This is a genomic window from Kineococcus deserti (assembly GCF_050871945.1).
Lineage (GTDB): Bacteria > Actinomycetota > Actinomycetes > Actinomycetales > Kineococcaceae > Kineococcus.
This window is the reverse complement of the sequence record NZ_JBJLSI010000034.1, coordinates 1-25,432: the sequence shown is the minus strand read 5'-3', so window position 1 is coordinate 25,432 and position 25,432 is coordinate 1. Positions and strand designations below refer to the sequence as shown.

Genomic DNA, 25,432 nt, shown 5'->3' with positions numbered 1-25,432 from the left:
CCGGCCGTGGTTCCCGCGAGCACCTACCGGTTCCAGATCCAGCCGGCCTTCACCTTCGACGACGCCGCCGCCCGGGCGCAGTACCTGGCCGCGCTGGGGGTCTCGCACGCCTACCTGTCGCCGGTCCTGGCGCCGGCCAAGGGGTCGCAGCACGGGTACGACGTGGTCGACCACTCGCACCTGAACCCCGAGGCGGGCGGCCGGGAGGCCTTCGACCGGCTCACCGCCCGGCTGCGGGACAACGGGCTCGGCGCGGTCGCCGACGTCGTCCCCAACCACATGGCCGTGCCGACGCCGGCCAGCGACAACGCCCAGCTGTGGTCGGTGCTGCGCGAGGGCCCCGAGTCGCCGTACGCGTCCTGGTTCGACGTCGACTGGTCGGTGCAGGACCGGGCCATCCTCATGGCCGTGCTCGGTCAGCGCATCGGCCAGGTGCTCGCCGCGGGTGAGCTGTCGCTGGACCGCAGCGCCGAGGCGGACGGCGGGGAGCCGGTGCTGCGCTACTACGACCACGTCTTCCCGGTCCGGCCCGGCACCGAGGACCTGCCGCTGGAGCAGCTGGTGGACCGGCAGTGGTACCGGCTGGCGCACTGGCGGGTGGCCGACGAGGAGCTGAACTACCGGCGGTTCTTCGACGTCGACACCCTGGCCGCGATCCGCGTCGAGGACCCGGAGGTGTTCGACGCCACCCACGCGCTGCTGCTGGAGCTGGTGGGCTCGGGGCAGTTGCAGGGGCTGCGGATCGACCACCCCGACGGCCTGGCCGACCCGCGGGGCTACCTGCGCCGGCTGTCCGAGGCCACGGCCGCGGCCGACGCGGGGTCGAGCGCCTGGGTGGTGGTCGAGAAGATCCTGGAGGGCGACGAGCTGCTGCCCACCGACTGGGCGTGCGCCGGGACCACCGGGTACGACGCCCTGCAGCGCATCGGCGGGCTGTTCCTGGACCAGGCCGGCGCCGAGCCCCTGTCGTCGCTGTACGCCTCGGTCACCGACCAGTCGCGGCCGTTCACCGCGATAGTCGAGGAGGCCAAGCGCGAGGTCGTCGAGCACGGCCTGTACGCCGAGGTGCACCGCCTGGTCGAGCTGCTCTCGGGCATCTGCCACGACGACGTCAACCTGCGCGACCACACCCGCCGCGGGCTGCACGAGGCCGTCGTGGAACTCCTCGTGGCGGTCGAGCAGTACCGCGCCTACGTGGTGCCCGGCGAGGAACCCCCCGCCGAGTCGGTCGAGGTGCTCCACGAGGCCGCCGAGATCGCCCGCACCCGGCTGCCCGCGGAACGGCACGACACCCTGGCCGTGGTCGTCGACCTCGCGCTGGGCCGGGTCGGTGGCCGGGACGCGCGCGCGGCGGAGTTCGTCGTCCGGTTCCAGCAGACCTGCGGCCCGGTCATGGCCAAGGGCATCGAGGACACCGCGTTCTACCGCTGGTTCCGGTTGAGCTCCCTCAACGAGGTCGGCGGCGACCCCACGCGCTTCGGCACGTCGCCGGAGGAGTTCCACGCGTTCGCGGCGCGGCTGGCCAAGGACTGGCCGGCGACGATGACGACGCTGTCGACGCACGACACCAAGCGCAGCGAGGACGTCCGCGCCCGGTTGTCGGTGCTCTCGGAGTTCACCGACGAGTGGGCCACGGCCCTGGCGACGTGGCGGGAACTGGCCGGGGAGCACCGGGCCGCCGAACTCGATCCGCGCACCGAGGTCCTGGTGTGGCAGACCGTCTTCGGCACCTGGGGTTCGGCCGGGCCCATCGCCGCGGACCGGCTGCTGGCGTACCTGCAGAAGGCCACGCGGGAGGCGAAGGACCACACGACGTGGACGGCGCCGGACGAGGCCTACGAGTCCGCCGTCGAGCGGTTCGCGAGGGGGATCCTCGGCGACGAGGCCGTGCTCGCGGCCGTGGCCGAGTTCGTCGAGCTCACCGCGTCCGCCGCGCGGGTGGCGCTGCTCGGGCAGAAGTTCGTGCAACTGGCGATGCCCGGTGTTCCCGACGTCTACCAGGGTTCCGAACTCGTCGACCTGTCGCTCGTCGATCCGGACAACCGCCGCGCGGTCGACTACGCCGACCGCGAGCGCCGCCTCACGGCGCTGGACGGCGGGGCGCAGGCGAGCGACCTGGACGACGAGAAGCTGTTGGTGGTCTCGCGCACGTTGCGGACCCGCGGCACCCGTCCGGAGTGGTTCACCGGCGAGCAGGCGCACTACTCCCCCGTCCCGACGTCGACCGGGAACGCGCTGGCCTTCGCGCGGGGGCCGCTGGAAGCACCCGGCGCCGTGGCGGTCGCGACGCGACTGCCCGTGTCGCTGGAACGCAACGGCGGCTGGGGCGAGCACACGCTGACGCTGCCCGAGGGCAGCTGGCGCAACGTCTTCGACGGGAGCGAGCACCCCGGCGGGGCGTTGCGGATCGCCGACCTGCTCGCCACGCTGCCGGTCGCGCTGCTGGTCCGGGCGGACTGACAGGACCGGACCCACGACGGGACGCGCGGGAGTTCGCCCGCAGTTTCCGCAGTTCCCGCAGTACCGGTCGCCCCGGGGAGAACCACCCGGGGCGACCGAGCACGGATGGGCCTGAACCGTTGCAGGGCAAGGCGATGACGCCGCCCCGCGCTCGGTCCGACGCCCCGTTCCCGGCCCGGGACGGCGGCGGCCCGGCTGTCACGGATTTGTAACGCCGCCCGACCGACCGGTAGCGTCCGGAACGTCGGCTGATCACGCCGACGACTCACGAGTCGGAACAGCCGGACTCGACTGCACCACCTCAGATCGTGAGAACATGCGCAACCCCAGCACCACGCTCTCCCTGCTCTGCCTGGCCGGACTCGTCACCGTCACCGGAACGAGCGCCGCCGAAGCCGCCCCCTCGTCCACCGCCTCGTCCAGCGCCTCGGCCGCAGCACCCAGCGGCGAGGAGATGCCCTCGGGCACGCTCGACGGCTGGGAGGAGGTCTACGCGCAGGACTTCACCGACGACGCACCGGCCGGTTCCTTCCGCTCCACCTACCCCGACATCGACGACTACGGTGACGCCACCCCCGACACGTCGGGGAACGGCTGCTACGACAACGGCGAGAACGTCTCCGCCCACGACGGCCTCGTCGACGTCCACCTGCGGACGATCGACGGCTGCCCCTCCGGTGGCGTGATCGCGCCGAACAACCAGACGTCGCAGACCTACGGTCGCTACACGGTCCGGTACCGCGCCGACGCCGCGGAGGGTTACGGCTCGGCGTTCCTGCTGTGGCCGGCCTCGAACGACTGGAAGGAGGGGGAGATCGACTTCCCCGAGAGTCCCTTCACCGACCCGCAGTACATGGTGTCGTTCGAACTGGGCACCGAGGGAACCGTGGCGTACAAGAACCACACGGACGTCAGCTGGCAGGACTGGCACACGGCGACCACCGAGTGGACGCCGGACAGCCTGAAGTTCTTCATCGACGGCGAGAAGGTCGGCGAGACGACCGACGGAGTTCCGCAGACGCCGTTCAAGTGGGTCGTCCAGGCGGCGACCAACGGGGCCGACGTTCCGGACGCCTCCGTCGAGGGGCACCTGCAGATCGACTGGATGGTCTACTCCAAGCAGGCCTGATCCGTTGCCCCGCAACCGATCCCGACGGGGATCGGGTTCAGCGGGGAACGGCTCCCCTCCAGACGCCGATCGGGGAGACCTGCATGGCCGCCGGCAGCGCGAGGTCGTCGCTGACCTCCGCGCTGTCGACGGCCACGTTGAGCACGATCGCCTGCGGCCGGTCGAAGGGCCAGGCCCACCCGGCCGCGCGCGCGTCCTCGGCCAGCACGGAGCGGATCTCCACGCGGTCGACGAAGAAACGCACCACCGAGGAGTCGAAGTAGACGCCGTACCGGTGGGGACGGCTGTCGACGGACTCGTCGAGGACGATCGTCCCCCCTTCGGCTCCCCAGCCGCTCTGGACGTGTTCGGTGGGGTCGGCGACCGTCGCCGTGTGCACGGCGTTGCGCGCGGTGTCGGGTCGGCTCCCCTGCCCCTCGAAGATGTCGATCTCGCCGGAGGCGGGCCATCCGACCTCGGGGAAGTTCGCCCCGATCAGCCAGAAGGCGGGCCACAACCCGTCGCCGACGGGCGCCTGGATGCTGGCCTCCACGTAGGACCCGCTGGGCACGGCGATCCGGCCCAGCGTCGTCATCCGTCCGCTGGTGAACTCGGCCTGCGGATCCTGCGCACCTCCCCCGTCCTCCCGCGCGACGGTGATGCGCAGGTTGCCGTCGGGGTCCACGGCGGTGTTCTCCCCGTCCCTCGTGTAGTTCTGCAGCTCGGCGTTCCCCCAGCCGTGCGCGCCGGTCTCCTGGACCCACGCGCAGGCGTCGGGAACGGTTCCGCCGCCGGCGTACCCGATGCGGGTGTCGGCGGCCGCGTCGGTGCGCGGCGGACCGGGGGCCTCGACGCGGGCGAGGCTGACGCCGGTGATCTGCCAGACCGTGGAGTCCCCGAGCGGCAGGGTCACGTACAGACCGGTCCGGGCCCCACCCGGGGCTGTCGCGACGAAGGTCCGCGACAGCAGGCGCCAGGTCCGCACCTGCCCCTGGGAGACCTGCCGCTCGTCCGTCGGCCGGTCGGCGTAGGCGGGATCGGCCACGGTGAGGCCGATGCCCTCCCCACGGCCGTCCAGTTCCCGCACCCACGCCTGGAAGCGGTAGGTCCGGCCCGGCTCGAAGAAGGTGTCCGGGTCCGAGGTGCGGGCCAGCGCGAAGGCCCAGCGGCCGGTGTCCCCCTCGGTCCTGACCTCCAGCGCCGAGGACAGGCCCGCCGAGGCGAGCTCCTCGGGAGCGTCCTGCAGCGCGACGGTCGACAGGCCGACGCTCCCGGACTCCGACCCCGACGTCCACCCGGACACCTCGAGCGCCCTGGCCTGCGGGGACAGCCCCTCCTGGACGACCCGCGCCTGGCCGGCGTCCGCGTCCTCCGCCCTCTCCTCCAGCGCGGCCCCCGTGACGACGGGGCACCCCGAGGGAGCCGAGGCCGTGGGTGAGGCCGTGGCCGACGCCGAGGGGGCCGATCCCGTGGGGGCCGGCTGCACCTCCTCCCGCTGCGGCTCCCGCTGCAGGCGGACGACGAGGACCCCGACCACCAGCGCCAGGACCAGCGCGCTGCACAGCACGATCAGCACGGCGCGCCCCGTCCGCCGCGGGCGCGCCGACGAGGAGCCCGGTGCGGGTGGGGCGGAGTCACGGTTGCCGTCCGGTTCGCTCATGCCCTGCGTGCACCACGCGTCGGGGAGGCCGGGGGGATCACGGCACCACCGGCGCCGCAGGCGGTGCGGGCGGTGTGGGCGGTGCAGGAACCGCCGGAGCCGTGGGGGCCGCCGGAGCCGCGGGGGCCGGCCGGTCGAACCGCAGCAGCAGGGTGCCGCCGTCCTGCGCCACGACCGACCACTGCGGCAGCGCCAGCAGGCCGTCGCGCAGGGCGGCGAACTGGTCGGGCGTCTGGACCCCGTAGGCCCAGCTGTAGTCGGAGATCGTCGGCGACCAGACGACGTAGACGTGGGTGATCTCGGCGGGTGCTCCGCGTTCCAGGGCGCGGGTGAGCTCGAGACCCTGCCCGGCGACCTCGTCCGCCGGCCGCTGGCCGTAGAGGAGGTCCAGGTCCTCCAGGCGCAGCTCCACGGAACGCGCATCGGGCGGGGCCACCGTGGTGGGCAGGTTGCCCTCGCCGAGGAAGATGACGACCCGCTGCGGGGCGTCCGGCGCCGCCTCGATCCGCTCGAGCGCGGCGAGCACCGTCAGGTCGGCGCGCCGGACCACGGTCAACCTGTCCAGCGCGAACGCCGCGACGAGGAAGGCGGCGGTGAGCACGGTCAGGACCGCCGCGAGGCGCACGGCCAGCGCCGGCGCCCTGTGCAGCCCGGGGCGCCGGGGCCGCCAGGGCAGCCCCCACCGCGGCGCCAGCAGGGTGGGTGTGGCCAGGACCGCGAGCCACGGCATGCCGAACAGGACGGCCCGGAAGATCCCCTCCTGCCCGTAGGAGTTCACCACGACCAGGACGAGGGCGACGCCGGGGGACGCGGCCAGCGCCCACGACCAGGACGAACGCCAGGTGCGCACGAGGGTGACCAGCGCGATGAGGCCGACGACGCCGATGCACACCAGCAGGGCCGCCACCGAGGCCGGGACGACCGTCAGGCGGGACAGGTCCGCCGACCCGGGCGTGTGCGGCGGCCGCAGGTTGCCCGGGTCGCCGAGGCTGTCCAGCGACAGGAAGCGGGCCAGCGCCTCGAAGTGCAGGACCGCCCACACCACCGCCGGCCCGAGCAGGAGCATCGGGGTCCACCAGGGCCGGATGAGGCGGAAGACGACCAGGACCACCAGGACGCCGCCCACGACGTAGGGGCTCAGCTGGTGCGTGACGGCGATCAGGCACCCGGCGAGCAGGATGAGCCAGGGGGTGGGCACCGTCCGGGACCGGTCGAGGGCGAGCCCGTAGACGATGAGCCCGAGCACGAAGCCCACGGACTGCGGCGAGAAGTAGTCCGCGCCGATCGGATCGGCCAGCGCGGCCAGCACGACGGCGACCCAGGCGGCACGCGGGGTCCGCAGCAGCTGTCCGGCCAGGTGGCGCAGCGCGGCGAGGCGCAGTCCGGCGATCAGGGCGGGCCACGCCGTCGCCAGCTTCAGCGGGTCGGAGATCCCCGCCACGTCGCACCACCAGGCGCTGGAGGCGAAGAACCCCGGCCAGCCGTCGTACACCGCGACGCTGGAGCGCAGTTCGTGCACCGAACGGATCTGCTGGACGAAGTCGACGTGCTTCTGCGCCGACTGCGACCGGGGACCCTCGTACACCAGGGCGGGGGTGACGACCGTGACCAGCACCAGCAGGACGACGGCCAGGGACAGGGAGGAACGCCCGTCGACCACCGCCAGCACCACCGCCGTCAGGAGCAGAGCCAGCCCCACCCACCACAGGACGCCGATGTCCGCGGGGAACCCCCAGAACGGCGGGACGGCCTCACGACCGTGCACGGCGGCACCCACCAGGCACAGCGTCGCGCCGGTGACCGCGACGATGGTGGCGAGGTGCCGGCGCAGCAGGTCCACGACCGGCCACAACTCGGCCGGCAGGTCGCTCACGGCGCGCGCCAGGTACCGGCGGGAGACGCGGCGGCGGTACGCCGACGGCAGGTCGGCCCAGGCGCGGACCAGGGCGAGGCCGTGGGCCGCGCCGCTGAGGACGGCGAGGAAGGTGAAGACGGGGACCGGGTGCCAGGAGCCGAGCTGCATCATCCCCATCGAGACCGCCGTGGCCACGGTGAGCCCGGTGAGCCCGGCCAGGACGACGCGCGTGGTGGTGGCCAGTTGCGGCAGGAGGTTCCACGGGGCGAACCCGAGACCGGCCAGGCAGTAGGCCAGCAGCCCGACCGTGCGCACGTCGTCGAGCCCGAGCAGCGCGCCGAGGGTTCCCACGACGAGGCTCGCGAGCGACAGGCCCGAGGTCAGCAGCCGGGCGGGGGCGGTGGCGGACGCCGGGCCGGGGGCGGTGGCGGGTCCGGCGCCAGGGTGGGGGTCCGCGATCCGTGGTCCCGGCACGACCTCTCCTCGGCGGGCGAACCCGATCAGGCGTTCGCTCACGAGACCTCGACCCATTCGTGCTCCCAGTCCCCTCGGTGGCTGGCCGGTGATCGCTGCACGCGTCGGTGACCGCCGCACGCCGCGGTGCCTGCGGGCAGCGACCCGCGCAGACGGGGCCACCGCCCTGCGGGGAGGCTAGCCCACGCCCGAACGCCTTCCTGGGCGCCGGGAATCGTTGCGGGACAACGACATGTGTCGACCTCCCGCGGGGTGCCCGACGAATCGGGAGATCCCTGCCGAGGCCCCGAAAACCCTGACAGCGCGGCGGAAACCCTGCCCATCGGGTGCAGGACCCGCCGACATCGCCTCCTCGCGCTGACGCGGCGCCCGGTCGTGTGCTGCGTCGCCTGCCGGCGCGGGCCGCACGGACGGGCCGCGCTGGAGTCGCCGACGGGGGCGACCTCGGACAGGGTGTGACCATGCAGTTCGGAGTGTGGGCGCCGCGCGCGCGTGAGGTGGAACTCGTCCTCGGTGCAGGACAGGAGGGCCGGTCGGTGCCGATGGAACGCACCGACTCGCCGCGGGAGGGCTGGTGGACGGCCGAGGCCGAGGGGGCGCACGGCACGCGGTACGCGTTCCGCATCGACGGCGGGGACCCGCGCCCCGACCCGCGCACGGGCTGGCAACCCGAGGGCGTGCACGCCGCCGGCGCCGTCGTCGACCCCGCCACGTTCGCCTGGACCGACTCCGGCTGGGCCGGCCGCAGCGTGCACGGCGCGGTCGTCTACGAACTGCACGTCGGCACCTTCACCGAGGCCGGCACCTTCGCCGCGGCGGTGCAGCGCCTGGACCACCTGGTCGAGCTCGGCGTGGACGTCGTGGAGGTGCTGCCGGTCTCGGCGTGGGACGGGCCGTGGAACTGGGGCTACGACGGCGTCGCCCCGTACGCGGTGCAGCACGAGTACGGCGGGCCGGACGGGTTCGCGGCGTTCGTGGACGCCTGCCACGCCAAGGGCCTGGCCGTGGCCCTGGACTGCGTCTACAACCACCTGGGACCCAGCGGGAACTACCTGGCCGAGTTCGGGCCGTACTTCACCGACAAGCACGACACCCCGTGGGGTGCGGCGGTGAACCTCGACGACACCGGCTCGGTGGAGGTGCGCCGCTGGATCTGCGACAACGCGCTGCGCTGGTTCCGCGACTTCCACGTCGACGCGCTGCGGCTGGACGCCGTGCACGCCCTCGTCGACGACTCCCCCACGCACGTGCTGGCGCAGCTGGCCGACGAGACCGCGGCCCTGTCGGCGCAGCTGGGCCGGCCGCTGGGGCTGATCGCCGAGTCCGACCTCAACGACGCCGTCATGGTGACGCCGACCGCGGCCGGCGGTCGCGGCATGGACGCGCAGTGGGACGACGACGTGCACCACGCGCTGCACGCCTGGCTGACCGGGGAGCGGCAGGGGTACTACGCCGACTTCGGCGACGCCGAGGTCGTGAAGACGGTGTTCGAGGAGGCGTTCTTCCACGCCGAGCGGTTCTCCTCCTTCCGCGGCGAGGTGTGGGGCAAGAAGGTCGACCGCGCGACGGTGCCGGGCACCGCCTTCCTGGGCTACCTGCAGACCCACGACCAGGTGGGCAACCGGGCGATCGGTGACCGGATCGGTCATCTGCTGTCCCCGGCCCGGCAGGCCGCCGGCGCCGCGCTGTACCTGCTGGGGCCGTTCACGCCGATGGTGTTCATGGGTGAGGAGTGGAACGCCTCCACGAAGTGGCAGTTCTTCACCTCCTTCCCCGACCCCGAACTGGGCAAGGCCGTCAGCGAGGGCCGTCGCGGGGAGTTCGGCCAGCACGGCTGGGACGCCGAGGACGTGCCGGACCCCCAGGACCCGGCGACGCGGGAGAACTCGGTCCTGCGCTGGGACGAGCTGGGCGCCCCCGAGCACGCCCGGATGCTCGACTGGTACCGGACGCTGACGGGGCTGCGCCGGAGCGTGCCGGCGCTGGCCGACGCCGACCTGCGCCGGGTGCGGGTCGACGTGGCCGGCAACGCGCTGGTCCTGCACCGCGGCGACCACCGGATCGTCGTCACCCTCGGTGAGGGCACCGACGTCGAGGTCGGGGGCGCCCCGGTCGAGGTCGTCGCCGCCTTCACCGACGGACCCGCGCCCGAGCTGCTGGCCACGGGAGTGCGCACGGCCGCGGAGTCGGTCGTCGTGCTGCGCGTGGCCTCGGCGGCGTGAGCGACCCCAGCGACCTGGTCCGCAGGGCCGCCGTCCGCGTCGCGGCGCTGGCCCAGGACGGACTGGCGTACTCCGTCGGCGATCCGGCCAAGGACTACGACACCGCCCGGTACCGCGAGCTGAGCGAGCTCGCGGCCGACCTGCTGGCGGCGGTCTCGACGACACCGCGGGAGGTGCTGCGGGCCGTCCTGGACGCCGACTCCGGGTACGCCACGCCGAAGGTCGACGTGCGGGCCGGGGTGGTCGACGAGCAGGAACGCCTGCTGCTGCTGCGCGAACGCAGCGACGGCCTGTGGTCGCTGCCCGGCGGCTGGGCCGACCCCGGCGACCGGCCCGGTGAGGCCGCCGTCCGGGAGGTGCTGGAGGAGACCGGCTACCCCGTCGAGGTGGTCAAGGTCGTCGGGGTCTGGGAGCGCGACGTCCGCGGCAAGCAGCCGCCGATGCCGGTCAGCGTGTTCCACCTGTACTTCCTGTGCCGCCTGACGGGCGAGCGGGTGGCGCACAGCGAGCTGGAGACGCTGGACGTCGGCTGGTTCGGGCTGGAGGAGCTGCCGGAGCTGTCGCAGCGGCGGATCAACCGGTGGGAGCTGGAGCGGCTGCTGGCCCACCACCGGGACCCGACGCTGCCCACGGAGTGGGACTGACGCCCCGGCTCAGGCGAGCGCGGCCCCGTCGCGCGCGAGCGCTGAGAGCCGCGACACGGCGCGCAGGTACTTCTTGCGGTACCCGCCGTGCAGCAGTTCGTCGGTGAAGACGGCGTCGAACGGCACCCCGGAGGCCACGACCGGGATGTCGCGGTCGTAGAGGCGGTCGGCCAGGACGACCAGGCGCAGACCCACCATCTGGTCCGAGACGGTGCTGACGCCGCGCAGGCACACCGCGCTGGTCGAGCCGACCATGGCGCCGTAGCGGCTGGGGTGCACCTGCGCCAGGTGCGCCAGGACGGTGGGGAAGTCGTCGAAGGTGGCGCCCTGGCGGCCGGCGGCGACGCGTTCGACGTCCTCGTCGGCCAGCGGGTCCGGCGCGGCGGGCAGCCCGCGGTGCCGGTAGTCCTCGCCGTCGACGCGCTGGACGGCGAACTGCCCGGCCAGGGCCTGGATCTCGCGCTGGAAGTCCTGCGCGGCGAAGCGGCCCTCCCCCAGCGATCCGGGCAGCGTGTTCGACGTGGCCGCCAGCCTGACCCCGCGGTCGACGAGCTCGCGCATGAGGCGCGACATCAGGACGGTGTCGCCGGGGTCGTCGAGCTCGAACTCGTCGATGCAGACCAGGGCGTGCGGGGCGAGGGCGTCGACGGCGGGCCGGAAGCCCAGCGCGCCCACGAGGTTGGTGTACTCCACGAACGTGCCGTACGCGGCCGTGCGCCCGCCCTCGGTGACGACCTGGTGGTACAGCGAGGACAGCAGGTGGGTCTTGCCGACGCCGAAGCCGCCGTCGAGGTAGATCCCGGGTGGGCCGGCGGGGGCGCTCTTGCGCTTGAACAGCCCGCCCAGGCCGCCCCTGGAGGCGCCGCCCCCGGTGAGGACCCGCTCGCCGAAGGCGCTCATGCCGGCGACGGCCTCGGCCTGCGAGGGGTGCTCGGGGGCGGGGACGTAGGTGCCGAAGCGCACGTCGGCGAAGCGCGGCGGGGGGACGAGCTCGGCGACCAGCTGTTCCGGCGGCACCCGCGGGTTGCGGTCGGCCAGGGAGTCCAGGTCGGCGCCGGGGCGCATCTGCGGGCTGGTCACGCTGGTCAACAGTAGTGATCGGGGGGTGGATCCGCCGGAGGGGTCTGGCAGGATCGCGGACGGCCGCTGCGACGGCCGCGCGGGACGGTCACGCGGGACGGCGGGAACGGATCGCGCGGTCCTGGTGTTGCCGCCCCGCAGGACGTGCACGACGACCGTTGGAGGAACCACCGTGAGCACGCCGTTCGACCCCGACGCCAAACTCGCCGCCTACGCGCACCCGGAGAAGCTGGTCACGACCGGCTGGCTCGCCGAGCACCTCGGTGAACCGGGGCTGGTCGTGGTGGAGAGCGACGAGGACGTGCTGCTGTGGGACACCGGCCACGTGCCCGGCTCGGTCAAGGTGGACTGGCACACCGAGCTCAACGACCCGGTGACGCGCGACTACGTCGACGGCGAGGGCTTCGCGGCCCTCATGTCGGCCAAGGGCATCTCCCGCGAGGACACCGTCGTGATCTACGGCGACAAGAACAACTGGTGGGCCGCGTACGCCCTGTGGGTCTTCACCCTCTTCGGCCACCCCGACGTGCGCCTGCTCGACGGCGGCCGCGCCAAGTGGATCGCCGAGGGCCGCGAGACCACCACCGAGGTCACCGCCCGCCCGGCCACGCAGTACCCGGTCGTGCAGCGGCAGGACGGCGCGATCCGCGCGTTCAAGGAGGACGTGCTGGAGCACATCGCGGCGGACGGCGGCAAGCTCGTCGACGTGCGCTCCCCGCAGGAGTACACCGGTGAGCGCACGCACATGCCGGACTACCCCGAGGAGGGCACCGTCCGCGGCGGCCACATCCCCGGCGCCGACAGCGTGCCGTGGGCGCGCGCGGCGGCCGAGGACGGCACCTTCAAGTCCCGCGAGGAGCTGGAGGCCATCTACCAGCAGGAGAAGGGCCTGTCCCCCGAGGACGACGTCATCGCCTACTGCCGCATCGGGGAACGCTCCAGCCACACGTGGTTCGTGCTGTCCGAGCTGCTCGGGTTCGGCAAGGTCCGCAACTACGACGGGTCCTGGACCGAGTGGGGCAACACCGTGCGGGTCCCGATCGTCAAGGGCCCGGACAAGGGTTCCGTGGAGGGGGCACGCAAGTGACGTCCGAGCTGAGCGACGACCCGACCGCGGGCCTGCCGCCCGCCATGGCGGAGATCGTCGAGGACTTCCGGGCCCTGCCCGAACGCGAGCGCCTGCAGCTGCTGCTGGAGTTCAGCCAGGGGCTGCGGCCGCTGCCGGCCGAGTTCGAGGGGCACCTGGAGAAGATGGAACGCGTCGACGAGTGCCAGTCGCCGGTGTTCATCAACGCCGAGGTCGACGACGCGAACGCGGTGCACCTGCACGTGTCCGCGCCGCCGGAGGCCCCCACGACGCGTGGTTTCGCCGGTGTCCTGCAGGAGGGGCTGGACGGGCTGCCCGCCGACGTGGTCCTGGGGTTGCCGGCCGACGTCTGCTCCCGGCTCGGGCTGGAGCAGGCCGTGAGCCCGCTGCGGATGCGGGGCATGACCGGGATGCTGGCCCGGGTGAAGCGCCAGGTGCGCGTCGCGACCGCGGCCTGAGCGGGAGGACGGGACTGGTGACGGACACGTACGAGCTCGACCAGCGGTCGGTGGACGTGCACCCCGCCCTGCCGGTGACGCGGGTGTCGCAGGCCCGGCTGCCGACCACGTTCGGGACGTTCCGCGCCGTCGCCTACCGCCAGGCCGACGGCGTGGAACACCTCGCGCTGATCACCGGTGACCTCGGCGACGGGCACGACGTGCTCGTGCGGCTGCACTCCGAGTGCCTGACCGGCGACGTGCTGGGGTCGTTGCGCTGCGACTGCGGTCCCCAGCTGCACGCCGCCCTGGACGCCATCACGGCCGAGGGGCGCGGTGTGGTGCTGTACCTGCGGGGGCAGGAGGGCCGTGGGATCGGGCTGGCCGAGAAGATCGCCGCCTACGCGCTGCAGGAGCAGGGCCGCGACACCGTCGAGGCCAACCTCGACCTCGGCCTGCCCGTCGACTCGCGCGACTACACCGGTGCCGCGGCGGTGCTGCGCGACCTCGGCGTCCGCGACGTCGAGCTCATGACGCACAACCCGGTCAAGGTCGAGGCCCTGGTCGCGCACGGCATCCCCGTGCTGCGCCGGCGGGACCTGCCGGTCGCGCAGACGCTGGACAACCTGCGGTACCTGCGGACCAAGCGCGACCGGATGGGCCACCGGTTGCCGGGCGTGAGCTGAGCCCGGCGAGGACGTCGGAGGGCAGCACCGTCAGTGGTCCGCCAGGAACTCCAGCACCCGCTCCACCAGGAGCCCGGTCGCCGCCTCGTCGTAGGTGGGCAGGCTGTCGTCGACGAACGGGTGCGCCTCGCCCTCGTACACGAACAGTTCGGCGGCCTCGAGCCCGGCCACGAGTTCGCGGGCGGGCTCGAGGTCCCCGTCGGGGTCGTCCGCTCGCGTGTGCACCTGCAGTGCGACGTCCGGCGGCCACGGCTGGTCCAGCGCCCCGACCGGGACGACCCCGCTGACCAGGACGACACCGCTGACACCGGGACGGGTGACGGCGATGCCCTCGGCCGGCACGGCGCCCAGCGAGATGCCGACGAGCACCAGGTCCCCGTCGAGCGCGGACACCGCCTCCACGCCGCGGGCCGCCACCTCCTCGAAGCCGGTCTGGCGGGCGAAGGCCACGCCGTCGGCGAGGGTGTCGAACGTCGCGCCCTCGAACAGGTCGGGCACGTGCACGGTGTACCCGGCGTCGCGGATCCGGTCCGCCAGCGACCGGACGCCCGCCGTCAGGCCCTGCGCGTGGTGGAGGAGGACGACCTCGGTCACCCGGCGATCACGCCGTGAGGGTCAGCCCGACCGCCACCCGGCGGCCGTCCGGGCGGCTCAGCCGCTCGGACGCGCGCGTCTCGTCGGTCACGGTGCCCCAGTTCCTCTCTCCGCCTCCTGGTGCAGCACGCCGTCGAGGTCGCGCAGCCGGTCCAGACCCCTCAGGGCCTGCGTCATCCGCCGGTTGCCCGCCAGGTCCTCCCGGTGGCCGGCGAGGAAGTTCCAGTAACCCGCCGTGAACGGGCAGGCGTTCTCGCCCACCCGCACCTTCGGGTCGTAGCGACAGCCGCCGCAGAAGTCGCTCATCCGGTCGATGTAGGCCCCACCGGCTGCGTACGGCTTCGTGGCCAGCACGCCGTGGTCGGCGTGCTGCGACATGCCCACGACGTTCGCCGTCATGACCCAGTCGTAGCCGTCGACGAAGTTGCGCCAGAACCAGTCGGCGAGCTCGGCCGGCTGGTAGCCGTGCTGCAGGCCCCAGTTCCCCAGCACCATGAGCCGCGGGATGTGGTGGGTCCACCCCTCGTCGCGCACCCCGGACAGCACGTGCCGCAGGCAGTTCGCCTCGACGGCGTCGGCGTCCAGGTCGGCGAACCAGGACGGGACCGTCTGCTGCGCCCGCAACGCGTTGCGGCGCTTGTAGTCCTCCCCCAGGTGCCAGTACAGGTGCCAGGTGTAGGACCGCCACCCCACCACCTGGCGGATGAAACCCTCGACCGAGGCCAGCCGCAGCCGGTGCCGGCGACCGTGCTCCTCGGCGCGCCGGGCGACCTCGAGGGGGTCGAGCAACCCCAGGTTCTGCGGCACCGACAACAGCGAGTGCGCCATCCACGGGTCCTGCGACAGCATCGCGTCCTCGTAGACGCCGAACTGCTCCAGCCGTTCGGACAGGAACCGCCGCAGGCCGCTGAGCGCCTCGGCGCGGGTGACGGCGAACCGGCGCGGGCCGTCGGTGCCGGTGAACTCGAAGCCGTCGTCCTTCGCCCACCGGTCCAGGTCGGCGCGGACCTCCTCGTCGATCTCGTCCTCGGTGGGCCAGTGCGGTTCCCGCACGTCCAGCGAGGCCTGCTTCGGTGGTCCCTGGCGGTTGTCCTGGTCGTAGTTCCACGTGCCCCCGACCGGACGGTCACCGTCCATCAGCAGTCGGTGGTACCGGCGGACGTCGCGGTAGAAGTCCTCCATGAGCAGCCGCCTGCCGTCGCGCCGCTGCGCCCACTGCGCGAACTGCCGTTCGGAGACGACGAAACCCCTGGAGGCCAGCACCTGCACGTCGGGCAGCCGGCGCACGAACCGCCGCGCCACGTACGACGTCGGATCGCACACGCTGACCGGTTCCCCGCACTCGGCCAGCCCCTGCCGGTAGGTGCCCGTCTTCACGAACACCGCCTGGTCGCCCAGCTCGGCCGCCCGGTGCCGCAGCGCGGACAGGATCAGGTGCGCCTTGCGCCGGTGGAACCGTCCGCGCCGGAACACCTCCTTGGACTCGACGAGCAGCACCGGCTGCTCCGGCGCGTCGAGGAAGTGCGGGCCGAGCTGGTCGGCGAACAGCCACCGCCGCGCGTCCGGGGAACGTTCGGGCAGGTCCTGGGCGACGACGTCCACGTCGTGGTCGGCGTGTTTCGGCACACCTCCACCATCCCGGCACCGGCCCGTCCCGGCACCTCGGGCACGGCGCTCCTCAGAACTCGGCGGTCTCCCCCCGGGCCACGCACCGCACGACGTCGGACAGTCCCCGCCGCTGCACCTCCGCCGTGAAGTCGGCCAGCGGCGACCTGAACACCTCGTAGTCGTCGAAGTGCACGGGCACGGCGGTGCGCGGACGCACGAGCTCCACCAGGTCCGCACCCTGCACGCCGTCCATCGTGACGACGATCCCGCCCGGCAGGGTCGTCCCGCCCAGGTGCAGGACGGCCAGGTCCAGGTCGGGGAACCGCACGGGGATCTCGCGCAGCTCGGGCACGTTGAGCGTGTCCCCCGAGACGTACACGCGGCGCTGCACGGGGCCACCGACGGGACCGAACTCCAGCACGCTGCCCATCACCGGCGGCAGCAGCGCCTGCACCACCCCCGGCGCGTGCCGTCCCGGCGCCGCGGTCACCCGCACCTCGTCACCGTCCGAGGCCAGCGTCCGCGTCTCCCAGGTCCGCAGCCCCGTCACGTCGCGGAAGCCGTGCAGCCCGGCCAGCCGCCGCTGGGCGTGCGGGGTCGTGAGCACCGGGACGCTGCGGTCCAGGCCGCGGCGGGCGACGCGGTCGAAGTGGTCGCCGTGCAGGTGCGAGAGCAGCACCCCCGACAGCGGCGGCAGGTCACCGACCTGCAGCGCCGGGTCGGTCAGGCGGCGGGACACCAGTCCCTTGCCCAGCCAGGCGTACTGCCCGCGGTGCAGGAAGTTGGGGTCGGTCAGCAGCGTCAGCCCGCCCCAGCGCAGCAGGACGGTGGCGGTGCCGACGAAGGTCAGCGACAGCTTCTGCGGGTGGTCCACACCGTGGGGTTACCCGTCGAGGCAGCCGGGTACTCGTCCAGCGTGGACGATCACCAGCGAGAGCACTACCTGACGGTCTACCTCAACGACCACCTGGCCGGCGCGACCGCGGGCAAGGCCCGGTTCGCGCGCTCGGCCCGCGCCCACCGCGGCACCGAGGTCGGGGAGGCGCTGAGCCGGTTGCACGCCGAGGTCGCCGAGGACCGCCGGGCACTGCTGCGCTGGATGGGCGTCCTGGGGATCGCGCGGCAACCGTGGATGCAGGTCGCGGGCCGGGCGGCCGAGGCGGTCGGCGCGCTCAAGCCGAACGGCCGCCTGGTCCGCAGCTCGCCGCTGCGCACGGTCGTCGAGCTGGAGGCCCTGGTGCTGGGGGTGGAGGGCAAGGGGGCGCTGTGGCGCACCCTGCGTGAACTGGCGCGCACCGACAGCCGGCTGGACGCCGACGCCCTGGAGGAACTCGTCCAGCGCGCGGACCGGCAGAGCGCGGAGCTGGAACGCCTGCGGCGCGGGGCCGTCACCGACGTCCTGGGCCGCTGAGGTGCGCGGCCGGTCCCTGCTGGCGGGCGTCCTCGTCGGCATCGGGGTCGCGGGGTTCGTCGACGAGGCGGTGTTCCACCAGATCCTGCACTGGCACCACTTCTACGACCGGGGGACGTCGACGGCCGGGCTGGTCTCGGACGGCTGGTTCCACGCCTTCAGCTGGCTGGCGATCGTCGCGGGACTGTTCATGTTCGCCGACCTGCAGCGACGGCGCGCGTCCTCACGGCCGCGGGTGGTCGGCGGCGCGCTGCTGGGCTGGGGCGGTTTCCAGCTGTACGACGGGCTGGTGCACCACAAGGTGTTCGGTCTGCACCAGATCCGCTACGGCGTCGAGCTGCTGCCCTACGACCTGGCCTGGAACCTCGCGGCCGTGGCCGGGCTGGTCGCCGGGACGGTGTTGCTGCTGCGGGCGAGGCGGCGGGAGGCCCGGACGTCGTGATCCCCGGCTGGTTGCTGCTGAGCGCCGCGGGCGCGCTGCTCGCCGGCTACCTCGGGGCGGAGCAGCGCCTGCACCGGCGGGGGGACCGCTGGCCAGTGTCGCGGTCGGCGGCGGCCGTCGGGGCGGTGGTCGCGGTCGCGGCCGCGGGGTTGCTGCCCGTCCGCAGCGCGCTCGAGGAGACCGCCGTGCACCTGCTGGTGACGATGGCGGCGCCGTTGCTGCTGGCGTTGTCCGCACCGGTCAGCCTGGTCCTGCGCACCGTCACGGGCCCGGCTCGTGCCGGTGTGGTGGCCGTGCTGCACAGCCGGTGGGCGCGGACGGTGACGTGGTTGCCGCTGGCCACGGCCCTGGAGGCCGGCGGATTGTGCCTGTACTACCTCGCCCCGTTGCCGCACGGCTGGCACGGGCCCCTCACGGTGCACATGGTGCTGGCCGGCTACCTGTTCTCGGCCGTCCTCGTCGGCCCTGACCCCGTGCCGCGCCGACCGGGGATCCTGCCCTGCTCGCTGGCCCTGCTGTTCGTGTTCGCCGTGCACGGCGTCGTGGCCAAACTGCTGTACGCCGCCGGTGAGGGCACGGCGGCGCAACTGCTGTACTACGGCGGCGACGTCGTGGAGATCGCCACCGCCGTGGCCCTGTTCGCCCGCTGGTACCGGCGCAGCGCACCGCGACCGGCGCGCGGACCCGTCGCCCTGCAGCAGCTCAACCCTGCGGACGGGCGTCCCCGCTGACGTCGCGGGTGGCGCCCTCGGCGACGCGGCTGGCGCCGGCGGCCTCCTCGCGGGCCCGCTTCAGCGCCTCGCCCGGGTCCTCCAGGACGACCTCCTCGAAACCGGTCTCCGGCGCCTCGTCCCGCGGCCGCGGGGCCGCGCCGTCGGATCCCGAGGGATCCGCACCGTGGGCGGTGAACATCGCACCGAAACCCTTCAGCGCGTCGTTCAGCTCGCTCGGCACGATCCACACCTTGTTCGCGTCCCCGCGGGCGATCTGCGGCAGCGTCTGCAGGTACTGGTAGGCCAGCAGCTTCGGATCGGGGTTGCCGCGGTGGATCGCATCGAACACCTGGGTGATGGCCTTGGCCTCACCCTGCGAGCGCAGGATCGCGGCCTGGGCCGAGCCCTCGGCGCGCAGGATGGACGACTGCTTCTCGCCCTCGGCGGTGAGGATCTGCGACTGCTTCAGCCCCTCGGCGTTCAGGATCGCCGCGCGCCGGTCGCGTTCGGCGCGCATCTGCTTCTCCATCGAGTCCTGCACGCTGGCGGGCGGGTCGATGGCCTTGAGCTCGACGCGGTTGACGCGGATGCCCCACCGGCCGGTGGCCTCGTCGAGCACCCCGCGCAGCTGACCGTTGATCTGGTCGCGGCTGGTCAGCGTCTGCTCGAGGTCGAGCGAGCCGATGACGTTGCGCAGCGTGGTGACGGTGAGCTGCTCGATGCCCTGGATGTAGTTCGCGATCTCGTACGTGGCCGACTTCGGGTCGGTCGGCTGGTAGTAGATGACGGTGTCGATGCTGACGACGAGGTTGTCGGAGGTGATGACCGGCTGCGGCGGGAAGGAGACGACCTGCTCGCGCAGGTCGACGTTGGCGCGCACCTTGTCGATGAAGGGGACGAGGAAGTGCAGTCCCGCGTCCAGCGTCCGCGAGTACCGCCCGAGCCGCTCGACGATGACGGCCGTGGCCTGCGGCACGATCCGGATCGTGCGGATGATCACCGTCACCACGAACAGGATGACGAGGACCAGCACGACCAGGGTCACGACGGTGTCCATCAGGTTCTCTCCTCGGGCAGCTGGGCGGGGGTGACGGGTTGCCCGACCACCGCGGTGGCCCCGTCGATGGCGAGGACCACGACGTCCTCGCCCTCGGTGTAGCTCGTGCCCGGCGCCGAGCGCGCCGACCAGGTCTCGCCGACGAGCTTGACCAGCCCGCCGCGGGCGCTGACCTCGGCCAGCACCAGCGCCGGCCGGCCGACCAGCGCCGCGGCGTTCGTCGTCCCCGCGGGGGGCATGTGCAACCGGCGCAGCAGGACGGGGCGGATCGTGCCGATCAGCAGACCCGCCACGGCGGCGGCCACCAGGACCTGCCCGACGAAACCGAGCCCGAGGGCGTCGGCGAGCGCCCCCGCGAGGGCTCCGCCGGCGAGCATGGCGAAGACGAGGTCGATGGCGGTGATCTCGAGGATTCCCAGCACCAGGGCCGAGGCCAGCCACAGCAGCCAGCTGCGGTCGAGCAACGCCTCCAGGAAATCCATGGTGATCACCCCCTGGCGGGGATCCTACCCAGCCGCCGCACAGCCGCCCCGACCCTGCCCGCCACGAGCACGCCCACCACGACCCCGACGAGCGTGCCCAGCGTGTTCATCGCCCAGTCGTCGGTGGTGCAGGACCGGCCCAGCGCCGGCGCCGCCGCCTGGACCGCCTCCACCACCACCGACGACGCCGATCCGCCCAGCGCCACGAGGACCGGACGGCGCACGAGCAGCACCGCGAACACCGCCGGCGGGACGAAGAGCGCGACGTTCGCCAGCAGCTCCACGCTGCCCGGCGTCGGCACGCTGAACCCCACCTCGCACCAGGCCGCGCCGTCCGCGCGCCGGCCCCGGTCGTCCGGGGCCAGCGTCAGGACCAGCACCGGCACCAGCGTCAGGGCGAGCAGCCAGCCGGCCGTCCGTCGGCGCCGCACCAGCAGAGCCAGTGCGGCGCAACCGGCCACGACGAGCACCAGCGCCAGCGGCACCAGCTCGGCGTGCTCGACGAGGAAGGTGGGGACCGCCCCCACGGTCAGTACTCCTCCAGCGGCGGGCAGGAGCAGACGAGGTTGCGGTCCCCGGCCGCCCCGTCGATGCGGCGCACCGGCGGCCAGTACTTGCGCCGCGGGTCCATCCCGCCGGGGTAGACCGCCTCGGCCCGCGAGTACGGGTGGTTCCACTCCCCCACCAGGCAGGCCGCGGTGTGCGGGGCGTGCCGCAGCGGGGAGTCCGCGACGGCCCAGCGGCCCTCGGCGACGTCCTGGACCTCGGCGGCGATGGCGAGCATCGCGTCGCAGAACCGGTCCAGTTCGGCCAGGTCCTCGCTCTCGGTCGGTTCGACCATGAGGGTTCCGGCGACCGGGAACGACATGGTCGGGGCGTGGAAGCCGTGGTCGATGAGCCGCTTGGCCACGTCGTCGACGGTCACGCCCGTCGCCTTGGTCATCGGCCGCAGGTCGAGGATGCACTCGTGGGCGACGAGGCCACCCGGGCCGCGGTACAGCACCGGGAACGCCTTCTCCAGCCGCGCGGCGACGTAGTTCGCGCTCAGCACGGCCTGCACCGTCGCCGCGCGCAGCCCGTCCGGCCCCATGAGCCGCAGGTACGCCCACGGGATGGGCAGGATCCCGGCCGACCCGAACGGTGCGGCGGACACCATGCCGACGCCCTGACCGTCCTGCTGGGCCTGTGGCGAGGTGGAGGGCAGGAACGGCGCCAGGTGCGAGCGCACCGCGACGGGCCCCACGCCCGGGCCCCCGCCGCCGTGCGGGATGCAGAACGTCTTGTGCAGGTTCAAGTGCGAGACGTCGGCGCCGAACCGGCCGGGCCGGGCCAGCCCGACGAGCGCGTTGAGGTTGGCCCCGTCGACGTAGACCTGCCCGCCCGCGTCGTGCACGAGCGCGCAGACCTCGCGGATCGACTCCTCGTACACCCCGTGGGTGGAGGGGTAGGTGACCATGAGGGCGGCGAGGTCGTCGGCGTGCTGGGCGACCTTGGCGCGCAGGTCGGCCAGGTCGACGTTGCCGGCCTCGTCGCAGGCCACCACCACGACCTTCAACCCGGCCATGACGGCGCTGGCGGCGTTGGTGCCGTGCGCCGAGCTCGGGATGAGGCAGACCGTCCGCCGAGCGTCGCCGTTGGCGAGGTGGTGGGCGCGGATGGCCAGCAGCCCGGCGAACTCCCCCTGCGATCCGGCGTTGGGCTGCAGGGAGACCGCGTCGTAGCCGGTGACCTCGGCCAGCCAGCGTTCGAGGTCGGCCACGAGTTCGGCCGTTCCGGCGAGCTGGTCGGCCGGGGCGTAGGGGTGCAGGTCGGCGAACTCGGGCCAGGAGATCGGCTCCAGTTCCGTGGTCGCGTTCAGCTTCATGGTGCACGAACCCAGCGGGATCATCCCGCGGTCCAGCGCGTAGTCGGCCTCGGACAGCCGGGCCAGGTAGCGCAGCATCGCCGTCTCGGACCGGTGCGTCGAGAACACCGGGTGCGTGAGGAACTGCGAGGTGCGGCGCAGGGCGGCCGGCAGCGCGGGGGCGGCGGTCTCCTGCGCCGGCGCGAGCCCGAACCCGGTCAGGGCGGCGGCGACGTGCGCGGGCGTGGTGGTCTCGTCGACCGTGAGGCCGACGTGGTCGGCGTCGACGAACCGCAGGTTCACCCCGGCGGCCAGCGCCGCGTCGACGACGGCGCGGGCCCGGCCCGGGACCCGGGTCAGCACCGTGTCGAAGAACTCGTCGTGGACAACCTGCACTCCCCCGGCGCGCAGCGCGGCGGCCAGCGCCGCGGCCCGGCGGGCCACCTGGGAGGCGATGGCCCGCAGACCGTCGGGGCCGTGGAAGACGGCGTAGCAGCCGGCCATCACCGCGAGCAGCACCTGCGCGGTGCAGATGTTGGAGGTCGCCCGGTCACGGCGGATGTGCTGTTCGCGGGTCTGCAGCGCCAGGCGGTAGGCGGGGTTGCCGTCGGCGTCGACCGAGACCCCGACCAGCCGGCCCGGCAGCGAGCGTTCCAGTCCCTTGCGGACGGCCAGGTACGCCGCGTGCGGGCCGCCGGCGCCCATCGGGACCCCGAACCGCTGGCTGGAGCCCACGGCGACGTCGGCGCCGAACTCGCCCGGTGCCTGCACCAGCGTCAGGGCCAGCAGGTCGGCGGCCACGACGGCGATCGCCCCGCGGGCGTGCGCGGCGGCCACCACCGGGGCGAGGTCGCGGACCTTGCCGGAGGTCCCGGGGTACTGCAGGAGCACCCCGAAGACGTTCCCGACGGCCGCCAGCGGCTCGGGCGCGTCGAGGTCGACCGTCACGAGCTCGATGCCGAGCGGGACGGCGCGGGTGCGCAGGACGGCCAGCGTCTGCGGCAGCACGTCGGCGTCGACCGCGAACACGGCACCCGCCGGCGCCTTGGACGTGCGCCGCGCCAGCGTCATGGCCTCGGCGGCCGCGGTGCCCTCGTCCAGCAGCGAGGCGTTGGCGACGTCCAGGCCGGTGAGGTCGGTGACGGCGGTCTGGAAGTTCAGCAGGGCCTCCAGCCGGCCCTGGGAGATCTCCGGCTGGTACGGCGTGTAGGCCGTGTACCAGGCCGGGTCCTCCAGCACGTTGCGGCGCACGACGGCCGGGGTGCGGGTGCCGACGTAGCCCAGGCCGATCATCGAGGGCACGACGCGGTTCTTCGCCGCCAGCGCCCGCAGGGCGGCGGTCACCGACGTCTCGTCGAGCGCTCCGGGCAGGTCCAGGACGCCGTCGCGGATCCCGGCCGGGACGGCCCGGTCGACCAGGTCGTCGAGGGAGGACAGGCCGACGACGGCCAGCATGCGCTCGACGGCGGAGGGGTCGGGCCCGATGTGCCGGGCGCTGAACGGGACGGGCGCCGGGTCGGGGGTGACGCCGGGAAGGTCGGCGGTGGGCGCGGACGGCACGGACGGCACGGACGGCGAGGTCAAGGGACTCTCCGGAGGTCGCTGGAACTGCGGGCGGGACCTCCCCGTCTGTCACGCACCCGGGCCGGGTGTGCTCCAGAGCGGCCTGCCTCGTGTGGTCCTTCCGCCTGAGAGGTTCCGGGGATGTTGCCCCTTCGGCGCCCCGGTCCTGGTGCGGTCCGGGATCTCTCCCACGCGAGGTGAACGGCCTGGTGGAACTGCTGGTGGAACTGCTGGTGCCCACTGTACGGGCTGGCCGACGGTAGGTTGTCGCCGTGATCACCCTCGCCGTCTGCAGTGCCAAGGGTGGGGTGGGCAAGACCTCCGTCGTCCTCGGGCTCGCGTCCGCCGCACTGGCCCGTGGAACCAGCACTCTCGTCGTCGACCTCGACCCCCAGGCGGACGCCACGTCCGGCCTGGACGTCACCGCCCAGCGCGACCACGACGTCTCCGCCGTCCTGCGCACCCCCAAGCGCCGGGTCGCCGAGGAGGCCGTCGCGCCCAGCGGCTGGGTGGACGACCACCCGGGGATGCTCGACGTCCTCACCGGGTCGGCGTCGTCGGCCGGGCTGGACACCCCGGACACCGGCGAGGAGGCGCTGAAGGCGCTGCGGCGCGCGCTGGGCAAGGTCGACGAGCACGAACTCGCGCTGCTGGACACCCCACCGTCGCTGAACGGGCTGACCCGCTCGGCGTGGAGGGCGGCCGACGCGGTGCTGGTCGTCTCGGACGCCAGCCGGTTCTCGGTCGCCGCCGTCGACCGCACGGTGCGCGAGGTGCGCAGCCTGCGCTCGGCGCCACGGGTCGTGGGCATCGTCGTCAACCGGTTCGTGCACCGCTCGGGCGAGCAGCGCTTCCGCTACGAGGAACTGCAGGCGCTGTTCGGCGACCTGGTGCTGGAACCCCTGCCGGACCGGGTGGCGGTGCCGCAGTCGCAGGGCGCCGGCGTGCCGTTGCACTCGTTGCGGACCCGGCCGGCCAGAACGCTTGCGGGACAGTTCGACGCGGTGCTGGACCGGGTTCTGCTCACCTCCTGAGGGAACCGGGCGGGGAGCTGGGACGTCCGACGTGCGGGAAGATCGTCGAGCACTTACGGTCGAGTCACTGCGTGTGCCCGGTATCGAAACCCTCGGTTCCGTCCCGCGCCCCCGCGAGCCCTGCGGGTCCAAGGAGGTTCCATGACGTCGTCCAACACCCCGGTCGAACGCCCCCGCGTCGTGCGCGCCGCCCGCACCACCGCCCCGCCGGCCGTCCAGACCCCCGCCCCCGTGCGGGTTCCGGCCCCCGATCCGGACGCCGACCGCATCGTCGCGGTCGTCGAGCGGCTGCGGACCCAGTGGACCCGTTCCGGCGCCGACATCGCCTCCCGGCTGCGGCCCGGTGTCGACGACGCGCGGCTGGACGCGGTCGAACGTCAGATGGGTCTGCTGGTCCCGCGCGGGGCTCGCGCCTGGTGGCGGACGGTGGACGGCGTGGACCCGGTCCGCACCGCCTTCCGCGTCAGCGCACCCACGGTCGGACCCGGCGGCTGGGTTCCGCTGACGCTGGAGGAGGCCGTGCGCCGTGCGACGGGACGAGGCCCGGGACTGGCCTCGCCGCCCGCGTTGCTGCCGGTGTTCGCCCGTGACGAGGAACTCCTGGCCGTCCGGCTCGGCTCCAGCCGCGCCGTCGTCGAGCAGCTGGTCCTGACCGAGGACGGCGAGAGCTACCAGCACGGCTGGCGCGTCGACCTGCACGACCTGCTGAGCACCTGGGCGGACTCGCTGCTGGCGGCCGTCATCTGGCTGCCCGACACCCACGACTGGGTCACCGACCCCTTCGCCCTGCAGGCCCTGCCCCGCGCCGAGCTGCTGGACTAGGAACCACCCTCGGAACGCACCGAACCCGGGGGGGGGGGGGGGGGGGGGGGGGGGGGGGGGGGGGGGGGGGGGGGGGGGGGGGGGGGGGGGGGGGGGGGGGGGGGGGGGGGGGGGGGGGGGGGGGGGGGGGGGGGGGGGGGGGGGGGGGGG

21 protein-coding genes, 1 pseudogene and 1 riboswitch are annotated in these 25,432 nt (G+C 73.7%); of the genes and pseudogenes, 12 read left to right on the top strand and 10 right to left on the bottom strand.

The genetic code is table 11. The features are described 5' to 3' along the window. Positions 1-6 precede the first annotated feature (6 nt). Together treY and ACRYR2_RS20555 are read left to right on the top strand one after the other, a co-directional pair. On the top strand, positions 7-2,460 hold the full coding sequence (gene treY, locus ACRYR2_RS20560; RefSeq protein WP_432564751.1) for a malto-oligosyltrehalose synthase: 2,454 nt from the start codon (positions 7-9) through the stop codon (positions 2,458-2,460). Between the two features lie 316 nt (positions 2,461-2,776). Beyond that, a complete protein-coding gene (locus tag ACRYR2_RS20555; RefSeq protein WP_432564750.1) occupies positions 2,777-3,589 on the top strand; it encodes a glycoside hydrolase family 16 protein in 813 nt (270 codons plus the stop codon). A gap of 37 nt (positions 3,590-3,626) precedes the next feature. Here the strand turns inward: ACRYR2_RS20555 and ACRYR2_RS20550 are convergent, their stop codons facing one another. Continuing rightward, on the bottom strand, positions 3,627-5,228 hold the full coding sequence (locus tag ACRYR2_RS20550) for a family 16 glycosylhydrolase (protein WP_432564749.1): 1,602 nt from the start codon (positions 5,226-5,228) through the stop codon (positions 3,627-3,629). Positions 5,229-5,265: 37 nt separating this feature from the next. Continuing rightward, on the bottom strand, positions 5,266-7,599 hold the full coding sequence (locus ACRYR2_RS20545) for a hypothetical protein (protein WP_432564748.1): 2,334 nt from the start codon (positions 7,597-7,599) through the stop codon (positions 5,266-5,268). Positions 7,600-8,018: 419 nt separating this feature from the next. On the opposite strand from ACRYR2_RS20545, the gene treZ reads away from it, so the two are divergent. Together treZ and ACRYR2_RS20535 are read left to right on the top strand one after the other, a co-directional pair. After that, positions 8,019-9,779, top strand: a complete 1,761-nt coding sequence (treZ, locus tag ACRYR2_RS20540) for a malto-oligosyltrehalose trehalohydrolase (RefSeq protein WP_432564747.1) — start codon at positions 8,019-8,021, stop codon at positions 9,777-9,779. Further along, on the top strand, positions 9,776-10,423 hold the full coding sequence (locus ACRYR2_RS20535; protein ID WP_432564746.1) for an NUDIX hydrolase N-terminal domain-containing protein: 648 nt from the start codon (positions 9,776-9,778) through the stop codon (positions 10,421-10,423). The genes treZ and ACRYR2_RS20535 overlap by 4 nt, the downstream gene beginning before the upstream one ends. A 9-nt stretch (positions 10,424-10,432) precedes the next feature. Here the strand turns inward: ACRYR2_RS20535 and zapE are convergent, their stop codons facing one another. Beyond that, on the bottom strand, positions 10,433-11,488 hold the full coding sequence (gene zapE, locus ACRYR2_RS20530; RefSeq protein WP_432564781.1) for a cell division protein ZapE: 1,056 nt from the start codon (positions 11,486-11,488) through the stop codon (positions 10,433-10,435). 187 nt (positions 11,489-11,675) lie between these two features. On the opposite strand from zapE, the gene ACRYR2_RS20525 reads away from it, so the two are divergent. The 3 genes and pseudogenes from ACRYR2_RS20525 to ribA form a co-directional block, all read left to right on the top strand. After that, positions 11,676-12,590: a sulfurtransferase gene (locus tag ACRYR2_RS20525; protein ID WP_432564745.1), complete on the top strand. Its 915-nt coding sequence runs from the start codon at positions 11,676-11,678 to the stop codon at positions 12,588-12,590. 44 nt (positions 12,591-12,634) lie between these two features. Further along, positions 12,635-13,048: a SufE family protein gene (locus ACRYR2_RS20520; RefSeq protein ID WP_432564780.1), complete on the top strand. Its 414-nt coding sequence runs from the start codon at positions 12,635-12,637 to the stop codon at positions 13,046-13,048. An 89-nt stretch (positions 13,049-13,137) separates the two neighbouring features. Continuing rightward, a pseudogene (gene ribA / locus ACRYR2_RS20515) lies at positions 13,138-13,713 on the top strand (GTP cyclohydrolase II); the annotation flags it as partial. A gap of 30 nt (positions 13,714-13,743) precedes the next feature. Here ribA and ACRYR2_RS20510 read toward each other — a convergent pair. From ACRYR2_RS20510 to ACRYR2_RS20500, 3 genes are all read right to left on the bottom strand, one after another. Then, complete coding sequence (locus tag ACRYR2_RS20510) at positions 13,744-14,307, bottom strand: dienelactone hydrolase family protein (protein ID WP_432564744.1); 564 nt, start codon at positions 14,305-14,307, stop codon at positions 13,744-13,746. Between the two features lie 87 nt (positions 14,308-14,394). Continuing rightward, positions 14,395-15,909, bottom strand: a complete 1,515-nt coding sequence (locus tag ACRYR2_RS20505; RefSeq protein WP_432564779.1) for a cryptochrome/photolyase family protein — start codon at positions 15,907-15,909, stop codon at positions 14,395-14,397. A gap of 76 nt (positions 15,910-15,985) precedes the next feature. Next, complete coding sequence (locus ACRYR2_RS20500) at positions 15,986-16,789, bottom strand: MBL fold metallo-hydrolase (protein WP_432564743.1); 804 nt, start codon at positions 16,787-16,789, stop codon at positions 15,986-15,988. Between the two features lie 42 nt (positions 16,790-16,831). Between ACRYR2_RS20500 and ACRYR2_RS20495 the strand changes: the two genes are divergently transcribed. Genes ACRYR2_RS20495 through ACRYR2_RS20485 form a run of 3 tightly spaced genes read left to right on the top strand, consistent with a single transcriptional unit; the run spans position 16,832 to position 18,499 of the window. Then, positions 16,832-17,326, top strand: coding sequence for a hypothetical protein (locus ACRYR2_RS20495; RefSeq protein ID WP_432564742.1), 495 nt, complete (start codon positions 16,832-16,834; stop codon positions 17,324-17,326). Between the two features lies 1 nt (position 17,327). Beyond that, a complete protein-coding gene (locus ACRYR2_RS20490) occupies positions 17,328-17,768 on the top strand; it encodes a DUF2243 domain-containing protein (protein ID WP_432564741.1) in 441 nt (146 codons plus the stop codon). Further along, complete coding sequence (locus ACRYR2_RS20485) at positions 17,765-18,499, top strand: cytochrome c oxidase assembly protein (protein WP_432564740.1); 735 nt, start codon at positions 17,765-17,767, stop codon at positions 18,497-18,499. Before ACRYR2_RS20490 ends, ACRYR2_RS20485 begins: the two co-directional genes overlap by 4 nt. On the opposite strand, the gene ACRYR2_RS20480 is transcribed toward ACRYR2_RS20485, so the two are convergent. From ACRYR2_RS20480 to gcvP, 4 genes are read right to left on the bottom strand one after another with little or no spacing between them, the layout of a single operon-like run. Further along, positions 18,471-19,538 (bottom strand): SPFH domain-containing protein, encoded by a 1,068-nt coding sequence (locus tag ACRYR2_RS20480; RefSeq protein ID WP_432564739.1) that lies wholly within the window; start codon positions 19,536-19,538, stop codon positions 18,471-18,473. The two genes, ACRYR2_RS20485 and ACRYR2_RS20480, sit on opposite strands and share 29 nt — an antisense overlap. Next, positions 19,538-20,020: an NfeD family protein gene (locus ACRYR2_RS20475; RefSeq protein WP_432564738.1), complete on the bottom strand. Its 483-nt coding sequence runs from the start codon at positions 20,018-20,020 to the stop codon at positions 19,538-19,540. Before ACRYR2_RS20475 ends, ACRYR2_RS20480 begins: the two co-directional genes overlap by 1 nt. 5 nt (positions 20,021-20,025) lie before the next feature. Beyond that, the gene (locus ACRYR2_RS20470) at positions 20,026-20,547 is read right to left on the bottom strand and encodes a VanZ family protein (RefSeq protein ID WP_432564737.1); all 522 of its coding nucleotides are present in this window, start codon (positions 20,545-20,547) and stop codon (positions 20,026-20,028) included. Between the two features lie 2 nt (positions 20,548-20,549). Beyond that, positions 20,550-23,423 (bottom strand): aminomethyl-transferring glycine dehydrogenase, encoded by a 2,874-nt coding sequence (gene gcvP, locus ACRYR2_RS20465; protein ID WP_432564736.1) that lies wholly within the window; start codon positions 23,421-23,423, stop codon positions 20,550-20,552. A 106-nt stretch (positions 23,424-23,529) separates the two neighbouring features. Next, positions 23,530-23,627, bottom strand: a riboswitch (glycine riboswitch). Between the two features lie 71 nt (positions 23,628-23,698). Between gcvP and ACRYR2_RS20460 the strand changes: the two genes are divergently transcribed. Both ACRYR2_RS20460 and ACRYR2_RS20455 read left to right on the top strand, forming a co-directional pair. Continuing rightward, positions 23,699-24,460: a ParA family protein gene (locus tag ACRYR2_RS20460; protein ID WP_432564735.1), complete on the top strand. Its 762-nt coding sequence runs from the start codon at positions 23,699-23,701 to the stop codon at positions 24,458-24,460. Positions 24,461-24,601: 141 nt separating this feature from the next. After that, entirely contained in the window at positions 24,602-25,282 is a 681-nt protein-coding gene (locus ACRYR2_RS20455; protein ID WP_432564734.1) for an SMI1/KNR4 family protein, read from the top strand. Positions 25,283-25,432 lie beyond the last annotated feature (150 nt).